We start from the raw sequence: 14700 nt of genomic DNA, 5'->3' as shown, positions 1-14700 counted from the left end.
TGTGGGCTGTGCCTGGGTATTTATAAACCAGGTCGGCCCATGGCCGTTATATCCGTTTTAAAGTGTTTTACAAACTAATTAACCACCTTTACTGTCCAAAAATCAGGACCAAGACTCAATGAAAATAACGAGGTCAGTTGTTGAAAATATCTTGATCTTTTGATGTCGAATCCGTTATTTTAGCACCGTTAAGTTAAAATAAAAAAAGGAAACGACAGCTGAATTTTTCACAAAAGTATGATGAGTCTTAACGATTGCAAGCCCTCCATGCAAAAATAATTTTTTCAGATTTAAAATGAGCGAATGGGGAGAATTATTTAACCGAAAAAAGGATATTTTATGAAAGACGTTGTCATTGTATCAGCCTGCCGCACTGCCATCGGCGCTTTCGGCGGCACATTAAGAGACCTGAACGGCGCCTACCTTGCGGGCATTACCATGAAAGAGGCTGTTAAACGGGCAGGTATTGATTCTGCTATCATTGATGACGTTCGCTACGGCACCTGTATGGAACACCACGATACCCTGAACACCGCCCGGGTGGGTGCGCTTATGGCGGGTATTCCGGACACGGTCCCTGCTGTTACCATCAACCGGGTGTGTATTTCAGGCATGGAAGCGGTTCTGTCCGGTATGGCCATGATCCAGGCCGGCATGGCCAATGTGATCCTGGCAGGCGGTACCGAGCACATGTCCGGCGTCCCCTATGCCGTGCCCAAAGCCCGCTGGGGATGTCGTCTCCAGGATGCCAATTTTGTGGATGCCCTGATCCATTCTCTGTATTGTGGCTCAAATATTCTGCCCTTTGATGAAACTTCTCCTGTGGACACCACCCAGGCCCCGGCCTCTAATTTTTTGGGCAAACCATATATTATGGGCCATACGGCGGAGTTCGTTGCCCAGCTTCTGGATATCAGCAGGGAGGAGATGGACGAGGTGGCGCTTCGTTCCCATAACAATGCGGAACGGGCCACCAACGACGGCAGTTTTGCCGATGAAATCGTTCCCGTTGAAGTGCCCCAGCGTAAGAAAGACCCCATCATCTTTGACAAGGACGAACATTTCAGGCCCGGCATAACCCTGGAAAAACTTGCCGCCTTGCCCCCGGCATTTGTTCCCAAAACCGGAAAGGTCACTGCCGGTAATGCTTCGGGTATTAATGACGGTTCCACGGGCATGGTGATCATGTCCGCAGACAAAGCCAAAGAATTGGGGCTTACTCCCATTGCAAAAATCAAAGCCACAGGCATGGGAGCCTGCCATCCTTCTGTCATGGGGCTTTCTCCGGTTCCGGCGGTCAAGAACCTGATGGCAAAATCCGGCATTACAATCAATGATTTTGACCTGGTTGAGGTGAATGAAGCCTTTGCCGCCCAGTACCTGGGATGCGAAAAAGAGCTGAATCTTAACCGGGAGATCACCAATATCAACGGGTCCGGCATTGGTTTAGGGCATCCTATCGGCTCCACAGGCGCCCGGATCATGACCACGTTGATCTATGCCATGAAACACAAACGCAAGAGCTTAGGCCTTGCAACGCTTTGCGGCGGCGGCGGGGTCTCCATGGCCTGTGCCATCGAGATGCTGTGAATTTTATTTTTTCCGGGTCGCTTAAATCGTCAAGACGAGTAAAAGGATTTGCCTTTTTACTTGGAAAAGCGTAGATATTAACAATACTCCTTACCATTTTGCGATTTATTGCCCCAATGAAAAAAAAGAAAAATATCATGCCGTTTAGACCTTTTATCGTGGATGTGGAATCATCGGGCCTTGGCTGCGAATCCTATCCCATTGAAATCGGATTGGCCCTTGAAGGAGAGAACAGATACTGTAGCCTGATTCTCCCGGCGGACCGTTGGACCCATTGGGACACGGCAGCCCAGGACACTCACCACATTTCCCGGGAAGTTCTGATTAAATACGGTAAACCCCTGAATTACGTGGCCAAGGGATTAAACCGTGTTTTGAAAGGCCTGACCGTTTATTCGGATGGATGGGTGACGGACAAACTCTGGGTGACCCGGCTTTTTTCCGAGGCCGGTATCCGCCAGGCCTTCACCATCAGTCCCCTGGAATGCATACTGACCGAACCCCAGATGGAAATATGGCACACCACCAAGGACAGTATTATCGCCTCCATGGCGCTGACCCGGCACAGAGCCTGTTCAGATGCCTTCATAATCCAGGAAACATTTTATCGCACCCGGATGAAAACACAACACAACACCACCCATTGAACCTGCAACCCATTTTACAGATAAAAAATTATACCAATGACTTTATCCCCAGACAACACGCCCGATGCGCCACTGCCCTTAAGCAAAACACAGAAAAAAAAGATGGCCGAAAACCTTCAAAAGCTTGGAGAGGATTTAAGCCTACTTTCCGTTGATCAGCTTGAGCGGCTTGACCTTGATCCCGAACTGTTCAAGGCCCTGGTAGAAGCAAAATCCATCACCGCCAATGTGGCGGGCAGACGCCACCGACAGTATATTGGCACCCTGATGAGGCAGGTGGACCCGGAACCCCTTCTGGCCGCAATTGAACAGCTGAAAATTGCTCCCACCGGTATTTACAGGCCCAAATCCGAAATTGATCCACAAATAGAAAAGGACATTCAGGTGGTTTTAGACAGGCTGCTGACCGGGGATGACGACACCATGGAAACAATCCTGTCAGCCGTCCCTGACATGGACCGCCAGCGCTTAAGACAGCTGATCAGAAATGCAAATAAAGAGATATCCAGTCAGAAAAAAAAATTAAAATCGTTTCAGGCATTGAAAGAGATAATTGCCCGGATTTAGGACCATTAAATTTTATTGTTGCCATGGTCCTAAGATCAGAGAATATTTATTGATGTTAAAAAACAAAGTCGAATGAAAAGATTTGTAGATGAAATCAAAAAACGATGGAAAGCCTTAACATTGGTTATTTTAACAACAATTACGGTTTTTTCTCTTTTGCCGTTAGATGCTTTACCGCCGGCACCCGGCACAGATAAAACGCACCATTTCATTGCCTACGCTATGCTCATGTTACCGACAGCACTTCGTAAGCCCGCTAATTGGGTCATATTGGGTTTGTTTTTTATTTTATACAGTGGCGCCATTGAACTTATTCAACCGTTTATAAATCGTTATGGAGAATGGATGGATATATTTGCAAATTCTGGAGGTGTAATTTGCGGAGCGATTATTGCCTGGCTGATTAACTTTAAAATATCTGCAAAACACGCAAAGCAGTCCGTGAATAATTCATAAAATTTCAAAGGCTAAAAACAGATTAATCCGGGCGTTACTCATCGGAAATACTTGTAACCATCCGGGCCGAGGATCAGCACTGCAGAAGGACCCAATTGAAAGCCAATACCAGGTCATGGGGCCTGTTTTCATTGGGCCTGCTGAAATGAAAAGTTGCATCTGTGCGACTTAATGGGCCCGGTTGATGATCAAGTTTTTGTTTCGGGAAAATGTGACTCATCACAATGCATATATAAGATATTGAAAATATAAATTAATTTTATCTACCTTGTTATTGTTTTTTATATGGCACGGGCATTGCTTTAAGTCCTTTCCTGTGAGGTTTATCAAAATTGTAACCCCAACACCAATGGAGGAATGGGAATGGAAAAAGTATTAATTGTTGGTTGTAAAAAAGCGATGGATGATGTTTGTATCGGATGCAGCAGATGTCTGGTTGGATTTAACCGCAGAGAGGGTGAATTCGCGGCTTACAAAGACCAGGACGCTGAGATCATGGGGTTGATCAACTGCGGTGACTGTCCAGGGGCCACTATTGTTACCCGGTTGGCCCAGGTTAGCCTGTGGAACAAACCCATGGGCGAAAAAGTAACCAAGATTCATATTGCCCCCTGTATCATTGATCACTGTCCCCATAAAGATACAATCATTAAAAAAATCAAGGCAAAATCAGGCGTTGAAGTCATCGAGGGCACCCATCCCTATAAACCGGACAATATTTTTGCTTGAATAGCGTTCAGGTGAATATTAAGGGACTCGGAAAGAATACCTCCAAAAAATGTACTTGTCTTTTTTTCGTATCCACGGTGAAAAATATGTGGCATTTATTTGCTCCGAGTCCCTGAACAAAGTCCAAAGATCGGGTCAGTTTTTCATAAATTGATAAATTGCAGAAAAATCTTTCCGCCCTAAACCGTCTTGTTTTGCAGCGGCATAAAGTTCTTTTGCCAGGTTTGCCAATGGCAGGGGTTGGCCCTGTTCATATGCAGTCAAGGCAGCCAGGTGCAGGTCCTTGTGCATCCATTCCAAAGGGAACTGGACTTCAAAATCGTCTTTGCGGATCATTTCCGCCTTGGCCTGGGTAAACGGCGCACAGACCGACATTTTCGGCAGGGTATCCAGTAAAAAATCCCTTGAGAACCCAAGCTGCTCACCCAGCAGTATGTTTTCCGAAAGGGCCAGCATAGACTGGGCCAACAGCGAATTTACAAGCATTTTAAATGCCGTACCCTTACCGGGTTCTCCCACATGCATAATTTTTTGTCCCATATATTCCAGCAAAGGCCTGACGGCTTCCAGGTCACTTTTTTCAGCACCGACAATGAAAGTCAGGTCTGCATTTTCTGCATTTGGTTTTGTTCCGGATACCGGCGCATCCATGAACCGGATGCCGCTCTTCTTTGCGCGTAAAAAATTTTTTCTGGAAAAAGAGGGGTTTACGGTTGAGCAATCCACCCAGATCGCATTCTTCTTCATTTCCGGCACAAAGCCATCCTTTGAAAACGCGACCGTTTCAATCACTTCCGGGAGGGGTAGCATGGTAAATACAACTTCGGCATCCTTCACCGCATCTCGATATGAATCTGCTGCAATCGCTCCTTGTGCTGCCAATTTTTGAATGGGTCCGGCAGACCGGTTAAAAACCGTCAATGCTTTATTCTTTTTTAATAGATTTGCAGCCATTCGGCTGCCCATGATCCCCAGTCCGATAAATGCGACTTCCATTTTGCCCCCTTGTTGAAAACAGCATCGTCGTTATATTTTTTAATCTGCGTTCCTTAGTAGTGCGGTGGGCCGGGCTGATTTTTCCAGTGCCTGGCATAGTTTATTCATGCATGAGTCTCCCAAAAAAAGCAATTATAATTGCTGAATCCGTTCTGAATTCGTAAAAAGTCCAACCAAGGGCTAAGTAAAAATTATCGCCTGCAAGGCATGGTGTCTGGCCCGGGGCGAAGGATATGATCATATTGGTCTTTAGGGGTTGAGAGTGGACACATATCCCGATCGATACCAGCCGGAGCTCAAGCTCTGGACTGACGTTTTTTTACGACATTGAAATAATCGTTTTATGAACTATTGTATGGGATTGAGGCATATTCATCATTTGCCTGGATCAAAAATTGAATCTTGATACACGGAGGTGTATGATGAGATTAGATATCGAAAACAGATGGTGGAATATCTTTATTCCCCGGGAAACATCTGAGAACGCGGATATTTGTCCAGGGCTCCCGCTGAATGAAAGCCGAGCCTGGCATAAAGTGCTTGTTGATTTCTATTGTCCATGCCGATCTGAATTCAATAGACGACGAGTGTCAGTTATTATTAACCCGAATGTGAATTCACCCCGACACTGTATAAAATTGCCTGCAGTGTTGGGGTGAAAACAAAGAAAGTCTATTCCCATGATGAATATGCCGATTCTTGTGGTATCACTGATATTGCTCCTAACCCTTATTCTTTTAATTTCTGAAAAAATATCGGTTGATAAAACCGCCATCGGCATCATGGTTCTTCTTGCCTTGACCGGCATCCTTACTCCGGCACAGGCTGTGGCCGGGTTTGCCAATCCTGCCGTGATCACTGTGGGGGCCATGTTTCTGTTGAGCCACGGGCTTATTCGGACCGGCGCCGTCGGTTTTCTTACGGAGCTGGTTCTAAAATTTTCCCAAGGCAAACGGCAATATGCCTTTGTTATTATTCTTACGGCCGTTGCCGTGTTGTCTGCGTTTATCAATAACACACCGGTTGTGGTTCTTTTTATCCCCATTGTCATGGCATTGAGCTGTGAATGTGATTTTTCTCCGTCCAAGCTGCTTATCCCACTGTCCTATGTATCGATTCTGGCAGGCACATCCACGCTGATCGGAACGTCCACCAACATCATTGTAAGCGATCTTGCCTACCTTGAAGGCTATGATCAGCTCTCCATGTTTGAACTTAGCCGCCTTGGGGGACCCATCGCCGTAATGGGCATCCTTTTTTTATTCCTGATAGCACCCAAGCTGATGCCCGGCCGCATCGGACCCGTATGTGAGCTGGATGAAGGCAAGGAAAATAAATATATTGCAGAACTGATAGTAACTGAAAAAAGTCCATTGATCGGGGAAAAGGATATCACTCAGTATGCCGATAAAAATTTAGGCCTGGATGTGGTTGAACTTTTCAGGAACGGCGGCATCTTTGATCCATCCAGACAGGATATGACTATAATGCCTGGCGACATCCTTCTGGTAAAGGGGGCCGCACAGGACATGATCTCCTGTCTGCAGAGTAAAAAATTGTCATTGGTTCATGGTGATGAAAATTTTACCTTTGGCGGGAAACCCGAAGACGATCTCATTGTCGAACTCATTATCCCTCCGCTTTCATCCCTTTTAAGGGAACCTTTGATATCTGCAGAATTGCAGTACGATTCAGATATACGTATTATCGCAATACGAAGCCGCATGAGTTACTTTTCCTATCGCAAAATAAAAAAAGTGAAACTTAAGATAGGAGATATTATTCTGGTACAGTGCCCCAGGAACAAGTTGGATAAAATCAGAAGGAATTCAGACTTTGTGATGATTGAGGATATCCACCACACAATCATTGACAAAGAAAAGGCTCGCATTGCCTCCGGCATTTTTGCTGCCGTCGTGCTGGCAGCCACTATAGGGCTCAGCGACATCATGATTTGTGCCCTTACCGGCGTTTTTTTAATGACACTCACGCATTGCCTGAGTTTGAAAGATGCCTACCGATCTCTCCAGCCCGAAGTGCTTCTCCTGATTATCGGGACCCTGGCTTTGGGGTTGGCCATGCAGAAAACCGGTGCAACCGAGCTCTATGCCGAGGCGTTTTTAAATCTGTTCCATGGCAAGGGGCCGCATATTATCCTTTTTGCCATTATTTTTTTGACCAGTGTCAGCAGCCATGTTTTAAGTAATAATGCAACAGCCGTGCTCCTGCTTCCCATAGCCATCTCTACGGCGGTCTCACTTGGCGTTGATACCAGGCCGTTTATAATCGGCATCTGTTTTGGCGCCAGTGCTTGTTATGCAAGCCCCATTGGATACCAGACAAATCTTCTGGTCTATGGCCCCGGCGGGTACAGATTTTCAGATTTCATCAAACTGGGCTTGCCCTTGAATATCATAGTCATTGTTATGTCCGGTTTTTTTATACCTGTTTTTTGGCCGTTTTAGCACCACGGGAAGGTCATGAACAGCAAATCGGGAGACGGTCAAAACCCAACCCGGCACGCTTCATAACCCTATACCACTAGGTAAAACAAAATGAAGTCTTCGGCGGCACATAAATCGGGGTCTGTCCCCGATTTTATGTCCCCGATTTTACCAGCACCTACAATTCACATACAGCGTATTTGATTATTCGTCAGATCAGTGTGCCGGCTCAACCACATAGATGGGGGCAAGGGCTTTTTCCGAGGTAATAAAGATGTTCCCACTTGTCTGGTCAAGCCCCAATGCCTCACGCTGGACCATGGTCTTGGACGGGTGCGGCAGGGTGATCTGCAGGGGCGATTTTGAAAAGACCAAATCCCATGTCTGGTCCGGGGTGCGGGAATATACATAGGCGTGCTTGTAGGTCAGAATGTAAAGGGTGTTCCCGTCGGCACTGATATCCATGGCCGTAGGCCGGGACCTGTACTTTCCATAGGCTTGTTTTTGGTCTGCCGGGGTGGGCCCGGGGATGTCTCTGATCTTGGCCACAGCCCTGGCCGTATACATGGATTTTTTGCAGGGCATTTCCAGGGGCAGTTCATATAGAACAGGTTCGGTGCTGCGCTTGCTCAACAGGTAAATTTTCTGGTTTGTCGCATCAACGGCCACGGCTTCACAATCCAGGGGGCCGTGCTCGTACCTGAATGTCATCTCCCATTCAAGTTGAAGTACGCCATTGCTTTGGTTATCAGGCGTTGGTTCTTTTACACAATAAAGCGTATTAAAAGGGCGCGCGGACCAGTTGTCTCCCACATCCGCAATGACAAGGAAATCTTCTCCCCTGTAACGAAAATCGGCAAGGTCTTCCCAGTCCCAGTTCGTTGCACCGTCAACTTTATATGTTTTAAGCAAAGTTCCTTTAGTGGAAATGCCGTAAATCTCAGGGGGATTGCGACTGTCATTGAGTGCCCACAACAGCCCGGGTGTTTTCCGGGAAACCGCAAGGCCGGAGACCTCGGTTAATTCAGGTGATGTGATGCGTCCACAACGGACCGCATCCTTATACGCTACAGGTGCCGGTTGACGGGGCGTGTCCGCCGGGCAGGTCCCCCAGAACAACAGGACTGCAACGCTTGCAGCCAGGGCCGGGATGAACAGGTGCTTCATTGGGTCTTCCTTCTTTAATAATGCTTCATAAGATCAAGTGCCCGCTTAAGTCTTTGGCAAAAAAATTGGATGCACGTTTTTCTGAATGCAAGGCCCTTGAAATATTCTTGTGCCCCGCAGGTGATGGTGGGGCAGTCCACTTCCATTCCCATGTCTTCAAATATGGTGCGCCAGCTCTCCTTGTCACCCATAAGGTCTGCTTCCACATGTATGCCCGCCAGAAACATCATGGGGATCAGGCGAATCCGGGTAAACGGTGTCCGGGCGTGGTCTTTTTTAATTTGGTTGGCAACGCTTTGGATGTTCGGAACCCCTTCAACCGTGGCTGCATAAACATTGTCATACATACCCGAGACAAGTTGACTGATGCCCATATAGATCATGTTCACCGGATCTGCCGCCAAAGGGGTGCCGTGCAGGGCAAGCAGGTTGATCTGGTTTTCCCCGGTGAGAAAATCCGCAGACACCTCCTCCAGGACCGATTCGATAAAACTCCACCGGTGGCACAGGGTTTCTCCCAGTACCACCCGCAGCCCGGGAAAATATAAAGAAGACTCCTGGGCCTGCTGGTACTCTGTGCCGGGAAAAACATGCAAGGGTTGAACAACGGCTTTGCGATACCCGTCAGACTCCACTTTGGCCAGGGTTTCCAGAAGACTTGGGAGCCCTCTTTTCCGGCGGATGATCGCGGATGTGTACGCCCAGTATATTTGATGGTCGGCAAAATTTTCGGCAATCTGGGCTTCAACTGCGTCCATGGCGGCCTGGCCCTTGGTAGAAGAGCCAAATGTTGCAATGATGATTGCCGGGTGATCTTTAAGTTTTGGCAGCCGCATTTTGCGGCCAATGTAACCATATTGATGCATTATAATATCCTTTTTATATTAAGGAACGGGTCTTAAATAACTTGCCCCGTTTGCTATCTCCGGGAGCGCGGGCGTCTCGCCTGCATTTCCGCAAGTATTCTAAAGATGCAGGCGGGACGCCCGCGCTCCCAGGCTAAGTTGTTTTGGACTCATTCCTAAAGTCCCGAGAACGGGTTGTTTATTTATCCATAATCGACATGGGTTCAACGATAGTTTCTTCTTCATCCAGACGGATGGGGTGGTTCAATTTCACCCGCTGCAATCCATAGGAAGACAAGTCAACCAAGTCAACCAAGTTGAGCAATTCATCAATTTCATCGACCTGTTCATTGGTTTGGCTGACCATGTGACACTCCTTTTTCTAGAAGATGTTAAAATTCAAGGCTGCACAACAGATCCATAAAAATAACCGTTAGGGGTGGAAACTTATAGACATATTGCTCAATTATTTTTTTCTTATCGACCGACGATATATATTTTTGGTAGTTTTCGAATTGATCTTCTAAGCATTACCCGTTTGCAGAATTCCACTCCTTTTTCATTTCGACAAAAAACGAATTACACATGATTGGCATAAATGTATGGTCGAACAACCGATGGGGTATATCTTTTTTAGCTATGGTATTAGGATTCTTAGGCCAATCATCACATATTTTTTCAGCTTCACTATTAAATAGTTCCCACTTTTCATCTAAATAGAATGACCATAAACGCCTAATTGCTTTCCATGGATTAAAAGTAATCTCTTTGAAATAATCGTATCGTCTTTTGTAATTTTCAAAATTCTTACCCAATAATTGATGGATGAAAGGTGATCCGATTGGCATAAGATTCAAGGTGGGCACAAACGGGAGGTCGGGATGAATATTTATAGTTTGATATACATTTTCTTGTGGTGGTATTTGTTCTCCATCGTCTAAATCTATTCTTGCACCAGGTGTAGACTTGTACCAAATAGTTTGCCTTCCGCGGGTAGGGATATCGCAGTTTTTACACACGAAATAGAATGGTTGTTCATTGTCACTTCCAACACTTAGGCGTATTAATAGAGTTTTTTCACAACCAGGGCATTTAACATAATATCGAAATATCATTTCAAACTCCACAAATAATCAAATAATAACTTTCATCTAACAGTTACAATATAATGAAATCTCGCTGCCCGCAACCGATCCTGCCAAGCCAATTGAATCCATATCTTTTCCGATTGCCCAAAAAGTCAGGGTCAGGTCTTGAATTATCTTTTTCTTACTTTTTCTAAAATTATACTGCCATCATATATTGTGCCTACTTTGAAAATTCAAGAATCAATTTCACTGAGAATTAGCCTTATACATCTCGTTTGCCTTTTTGCTAATTTTATTTGTTGAGCCAAAGCACAACTTTTTTTGACTTGCTGCCTTATTTTTTGCTATCCCATCTTTTCGAGGTGGATTGGATTAGCCATATTCACCTTGATAAAAACCGTCTTGAAAAAGGGCTTGACCCCATCCAAAAGCAAACTTTTGGCAGACTTGTATGCCGGGTACAACATTCCATTGGAAGCGGCCCGGGTGTATGAAAACTGGTTGGCCGACTCCCCTGAGGATGCCTTGAAGGGCATTAGAGAGGTCGTTGCTGAAGTTGTAGAAGATATGAAAGTAAACGCCGAACAAATTCCAGAACCTATCGCTTTGAAAAATTATAGCGGAAAATTTATGGTTAGGATTCCCCCTGAAGTCCATCGCGCTCTTGCTATCAAAGCAGCTGAAACAGGTATCAGCTTAAATCGTCTTGCCAGTTCCAAACTCGGCCAGTAATTGAAATAGAATCTGGCGGTGCTCACTTCGTTCAGGCAGGTCGGGTAGGCAAAAGCGCAGTGTGGCCCGTTACCGCCTGGGGCGATCCGATTTTCTGGACTGGGTTTGTATCCGGGATGGCAGGCGTGGCTAAACAATGGTCGGCACGGGATAAAGATTAGGGTCTTATAAACGGCGAAGGATTCGGGCTTGGTTTTAACTTCTGCCCTGGAACAGGTTAAGGAAATGCAGGCAGCAGAAGCGTAATCCGGTCCTTTAATTTCCCAATTTATTTACGTCAAAGATTTCCTTATCATAAGATTTTATGGTAAGAAATTTGTATGAATGAAAAAGGCAGAAATTTTATTTTTCGCATAACTTAGGAATATAGGTAACAGATGTCAATCAAATTTTGCACCCAGTGCGGCCATCCCATGACCCGCCAGATCCCCCAGGACGATGACCATGTCCGGGAGGTGTGCGCCTCATGTGGCCATATTCACTATGAAAATCCCAAAATGGTTGTGGGCACGATTCCTGTTTTCCAGGACAGGATTTTAATGTGCAAACGCAATATTGAGCCCCGAAAAGGGTGCTGGACCCTTCCTGCCGGATATCTTGAAAACGAGGAATCCGTCCAGCAGGGTGCCGTTCGAGAGACCTTGGAGGAGACCCGTGTCGAGGTCCGAATTCTATCGCCTTACAGGATGTTCAATATACTTTTTGTGGACCAGGTTTACCTGATGTTCATTGCTGAACTATTATCCCAGGATTTTGGCCCCACCACGGAAAGCACGGATGTTCGTCTGTTTTCCCAATCAGATATCCCATGGAACGAAATTGCCTTTGACGTCATCCGTGAGACCCTGGATGACTATTTTAAGGACCGCGGAAATGCCCGACATTATGCATTTAAACCCCAGGATTTCGGGTTTAAGATCAAGGATCTTGAGTTTTCGCCGAGCAGTGGGGGCGTAATAGCCGATACCTTATTTTAACAGGTTAATCTTCTTCGTTATGCGCTTTATTTTTGTCATGGATTGAGTTCAATGACGGAAAAACAGACCTGGTCAAAACTGCCGGATTCATCCACCACGGCCAGATGATACCGTCCCGGCACCGGCATGGGCATAAAAAACGGGGCTGAACCGTCGGCATTCATCAGGGGGGTTTTATTCAGGAACCACTGGCGTTCGCCTCTGCCGCCCAGGGCCCTTAGGGGGATGGTGGGAAAAGTGGTCTGCCCGGGCTGGCAGGTCAGGATACTGTTGTCTGAAACCGAAACAATTCGTATATCAGGTAAAATCAGGGGCGCCATGCCGGGGCAGGTGGGCGAATCCTTGGGCAGCACGGTCGCCCGTCGCCAAGGGGCCGGGATAAAGGGCTCTGCCTGCCATGGCCACAAGGCCACCGTTTTTTTTCCAATGGCAGCACAGGCCGGTGTTGCCCGCATGCCTTTGCTGTCCACCCAGAATGTCCGGACCAGGGGAGCGGTCAGGCCGGTTTCTCCGGTCATGGTTGACGGGATCTGTCCGTCAAGTATCCAGGCATCAAATTTTTTGGCACAGGCCCCCTTTGCCCGGCCTCGGATTCCGGATGCAGCAAGGCCGGACGGCCAGCATATGGTCTCTTTTAATACGCTTTCAGGCGGTTTCCGTGTTCCCACACCAGCGGCTATGCTTTCCATTACTTGGCCAAGAAGGGGAAGCGCCGTGATGGCGCCATACTGTCCCGGGGACGGAGAGCCGTCGGGCCGCCCGATCCATATCCCCACCGTGTAATCCCCCTTGAGGCCCATGGCCCAGGCATCCCTGAATCCGTAGCTGGTGCCGGTTTTCCATGCCATAGACAATTCACCAGACAGCCTTCCGACGCCCTGTCTGCCCGGAAAGGGCCGGGACAGAATGTCCCGGATGATAAAGGCTGCACCGGGACTCATCAGATACCGCTCCTGCACAGGCTCCTTGGGGCATAAACGCGGTTTACCGGCAATACCGCCGCGCCCGATGGCCGTATACAGGGTTACCAGTGAGTCCAGGCTTGTGCCCACACCCCCCAGGGCCATGGAGAGATTGGGTTTACCTTTAAATTGAAACCGGGCCCCTGCGTTACGCAATCTGTCGTGGAAACGCCCCGGACCAAATGCCTCCAGCACCTGGACCGCAGGCAGATTCAACGAATCCTGCAACGCCCGGGTTACGGTGACAGGTCCTGAAAATCCCCGGGTGAAATTGCCCGGGTTATAGTTTTTTTTATATCTTGGCACATCCAGGAGCATGGAATGGGAATGAATTAGACCCTGATCCATGGAAAGGCCATAAATAAAGGGTTTCAATGTGGAACCCGGAGACCTTAGGGCCTGGATCATATCCACATGGCCCAGCCTGGATGAATTGAAAAAGTCTGCAGATCCTGCATAGGCTTCAATTTCCAGGGTCTTGTGATTGACCACCAGAACGGCCCCGGATTGCTTTGGGGGCAGTCTTTCCATATATGCCCGCAAAAGTTCTGCCATGTGCATCTGCAGGTTTTCATCAATAAACGTGTTGATCACTTCCGCATCCGGGTAAATAACTTTCAGCCGCCGGGCTGCCAGGGGTGCTGTCATAGACGTGGGAAACCTGAAAGACATCACAGGCTCCTGCTTGGCTGCCCTGATCTGGTCTGCACGCCAGATATCGAATCGGCCCATCCGGTCAAGCACCTTGCCCCGGGCCTTTGCCGCTCTGACAGGATGGCGGTCGGGCCGGTATCTGGACGGGGCCTGGGGCAGTACGGCCATCAGGGCGGCTTCGGCCCGGGTCATCTCCTTTGCATCCTTGCCCAGCCAGGTGTAGCAGGCAGCTTGGATTCCTTCAACATTGGCGCCAAACGGGGCGTGGGTAAGGTATAACCCAAGAAGTTCATCCTTAGTAAAGTGGTATTCCAGCTGAAGTGCCCTGAACATCTGGCGCAGTTTGATACCCATGCGCGGGAAAAACCCTGGGGATGAGGGGCGGTTCCCTTTTTTACTGCTATCAAGAATCCGGGCGGTCTGCATGGTGAGCGTTGATCCGCCGGATACGATCCGGCCGTGGGTCAGGTTCTGGAAAAACGCCCGGCAGATGGCCAGGGGGTTGATGCCGGGATGATAATAGAACCAGCGGTCTTCATAGGATAAAAGCGCTTGAAGGTAAAGCGAAGAGACCTGGTCGGGCCTTGCCGGGTAACGCCACACCCCGGTTTTGTCGGCAAAGGCCCGCAAGGGTGCGTGGTGGCGGTCCACAATCACCGTGGAGACGGGCCGTCTCGTGGTGTCAAAGGGGAATAAATGGTCCAGCCCAATAAAGCCGATACCGCCTGCCAGTAGAACAAAGAGTAAAATTCCGGCAATCGTTACTGCTTTTCGGGTAATGCGTCGTGTTGTTTTACCCATTGGCCAGGCCCAACTGGGCCATCGTCAGGTCGGAACCTGGGTCTT

Annotated in this window: 14 protein-coding genes; 8 read left to right on the top strand and 6 right to left on the bottom strand. The window is 47.8% G+C overall.

Annotation, left to right across the window (positions count from 1 at the left end; genetic code table 11):
* The first annotated feature begins 339 nt into the window (after positions 1-339).
* The 5 genes from EYB58_RS04425 (at position 340) to EYB58_RS04405 (ending at position 3989) form a co-directional block, all read left to right on the top strand.
* Positions 340-1590: a thiolase family protein gene (locus EYB58_RS04425; RefSeq protein WP_111953461.1), complete on the top strand. Its 1251-nt coding sequence runs from the start codon at positions 340-342 to the stop codon at positions 1588-1590.
* 137 nt (positions 1591-1727) lie between these two features.
* Positions 1728-2237 (top strand): hypothetical protein, encoded by a 510-nt coding sequence (locus EYB58_RS04420; protein WP_165477748.1) that lies wholly within the window; start codon positions 1728-1730, stop codon positions 2235-2237.
* 36 nt (positions 2238-2273) lie between these two features.
* Positions 2274-2804 (top strand): ribosome biogenesis factor YjgA, encoded by a 531-nt coding sequence (gene yjgA, locus EYB58_RS04415; protein ID WP_111953463.1) that lies wholly within the window; start codon positions 2274-2276, stop codon positions 2802-2804.
* Positions 2805-2876: 72 nt separating this feature from the next.
* The gene (locus tag EYB58_RS04410) at positions 2877-3260 is read left to right on the top strand and encodes a VanZ family protein (RefSeq protein ID WP_111953465.1); all 384 of its coding nucleotides are present in this window, start codon (positions 2877-2879) and stop codon (positions 3258-3260) included.
* A gap of 363 nt (positions 3261-3623) precedes the next feature.
* Positions 3624-3989, top strand: a complete 366-nt coding sequence (locus tag EYB58_RS04405) for a CGGC domain-containing protein (RefSeq protein WP_111953467.1) — start codon at positions 3624-3626, stop codon at positions 3987-3989.
* 135 nt (positions 3990-4124) lie between these two features.
* Here the strand turns inward: EYB58_RS04405 and EYB58_RS04400 are convergent, their stop codons facing one another.
* On the bottom strand, positions 4125-4985 hold the full coding sequence (locus EYB58_RS04400) for an NAD(P)-dependent oxidoreductase (protein ID WP_111953469.1): 861 nt from the start codon (positions 4983-4985) through the stop codon (positions 4125-4127).
* 680 nt (positions 4986-5665) lie between these two features.
* Here EYB58_RS04400 and EYB58_RS04395 point away from each other — a divergent pair.
* The gene (locus EYB58_RS04395; RefSeq protein ID WP_111953471.1) at positions 5666-7450 is read left to right on the top strand and encodes an SLC13 family permease; all 1785 of its coding nucleotides are present in this window, start codon (positions 5666-5668) and stop codon (positions 7448-7450) included.
* Between the two features lie 195 nt (positions 7451-7645).
* On the opposite strand, the gene EYB58_RS04390 is transcribed toward EYB58_RS04395, so the two are convergent.
* From EYB58_RS04390 to EYB58_RS04380, 4 genes are all read right to left on the bottom strand, one after another.
* Positions 7646-8596, bottom strand: a complete 951-nt coding sequence (locus EYB58_RS04390; RefSeq protein WP_111953473.1) for a hypothetical protein — start codon at positions 8594-8596, stop codon at positions 7646-7648.
* A gap of 14 nt (positions 8597-8610) precedes the next feature.
* Positions 8611-9462 (bottom strand): sirohydrochlorin cobaltochelatase, encoded by an 852-nt coding sequence (locus EYB58_RS04385; protein WP_111953475.1) that lies wholly within the window; start codon positions 9460-9462, stop codon positions 8611-8613.
* Between the two features lie 178 nt (positions 9463-9640).
* Entirely contained in the window at positions 9641-9808 is a 168-nt protein-coding gene (locus tag EYB58_RS23080; protein ID WP_163354351.1) for a hypothetical protein, read from the bottom strand.
* Between the two features lie 163 nt (positions 9809-9971).
* Complete coding sequence (locus tag EYB58_RS04380; RefSeq protein ID WP_111953477.1) at positions 9972-10556, bottom strand: hypothetical protein; 585 nt, start codon at positions 10554-10556, stop codon at positions 9972-9974.
* A 360-nt stretch (positions 10557-10916) separates the two neighbouring features.
* On the opposite strand from EYB58_RS04380, the gene EYB58_RS23830 reads away from it, so the two are divergent.
* Positions 10917-11261 (top strand): type II toxin-antitoxin system HicB family antitoxin, encoded by a 345-nt coding sequence (locus tag EYB58_RS23830; protein ID WP_242637552.1) that lies wholly within the window; start codon positions 10917-10919, stop codon positions 11259-11261.
* A gap of 377 nt (positions 11262-11638) precedes the next feature.
* Positions 11639-12238, top strand: a complete 600-nt coding sequence (locus EYB58_RS04370; protein ID WP_111953479.1) for an NUDIX hydrolase — start codon at positions 11639-11641, stop codon at positions 12236-12238.
* A 35-nt stretch (positions 12239-12273) separates the two neighbouring features.
* On the opposite strand, the gene pbpC is transcribed toward EYB58_RS04370, so the two are convergent.
* Complete coding sequence (pbpC, locus tag EYB58_RS04365; protein ID WP_111953481.1) at positions 12274-14655, bottom strand: penicillin-binding protein 1C; 2382 nt, start codon at positions 14653-14655, stop codon at positions 12274-12276.
* Positions 14656-14700 lie beyond the last annotated feature (45 nt).

Source organism: Desulfobacter hydrogenophilus (assembly GCF_004319545.1).
Lineage (GTDB): Bacteria > Desulfobacterota > Desulfobacteria > Desulfobacterales > Desulfobacteraceae > Desulfobacter > Desulfobacter hydrogenophilus.
The sequence above is the reverse complement of the archived record's forward strand: the minus strand, read 5'-3'. Positions and strand labels throughout refer to the sequence as shown.

Bases quoted from the DNA above. Each gene is read 5' to 3' on its own strand.
- yjgA (WP_111953463.1), top strand. From the start codon at position 2,274: ATGACTTTATCCCCAGACAACACGCCCGATGCGCCACTGCCCTTAAGC.
- EYB58_RS04395 (WP_111953471.1), top strand. From the start codon at position 5,666: ATGATGAATATGCCGATTCTTGTGGTATCACTGATATTGCTCCTAACC.
- EYB58_RS04380 (WP_111953477.1), bottom strand. From the start codon at position 10,556: ATGATATTTCGATATTATGTTAAATGCCCTGGTTGTGAAAAAACTCTA.
- EYB58_RS04370 (WP_111953479.1), top strand. From the start codon at position 11,639: ATGTCAATCAAATTTTGCACCCAGTGCGGCCATCCCATGACCCGCCAG.
- EYB58_RS04420 (WP_165477748.1), top strand. From the start codon at position 1,728: ATGCCGTTTAGACCTTTTATCGTGGATGTGGAATCATCGGGCCTTGGC.
- EYB58_RS04425 (WP_111953461.1), top strand. From the start codon at position 340: ATGAAAGACGTTGTCATTGTATCAGCCTGCCGCACTGCCATCGGCGCT.
- pbpC (WP_111953481.1), bottom strand. From the start codon at position 14,655: ATGGGTAAAACAACACGACGCATTACCCGAAAAGCAGTAACGATTGCC.
- EYB58_RS04390 (WP_111953473.1), bottom strand. From the start codon at position 8,596: ATGAAGCACCTGTTCATCCCGGCCCTGGCTGCAAGCGTTGCAGTCCTG.
- EYB58_RS23080 (WP_163354351.1), bottom strand. From the start codon at position 9,808: ATGGTCAGCCAAACCAATGAACAGGTCGATGAAATTGATGAATTGCTC.
- EYB58_RS04400 (WP_111953469.1), bottom strand. From the start codon at position 4,985: ATGGAAGTCGCATTTATCGGACTGGGGATCATGGGCAGCCGAATGGCT.
- EYB58_RS04385 (WP_111953475.1), bottom strand. From the start codon at position 9,462: ATGCATCAATATGGTTACATTGGCCGCAAAATGCGGCTGCCAAAACTT.
- EYB58_RS04410 (WP_111953465.1), top strand. From the start codon at position 2,877: ATGAAAAGATTTGTAGATGAAATCAAAAAACGATGGAAAGCCTTAACA.
- EYB58_RS04405 (WP_111953467.1), top strand. From the start codon at position 3,624: ATGGAAAAAGTATTAATTGTTGGTTGTAAAAAAGCGATGGATGATGTT.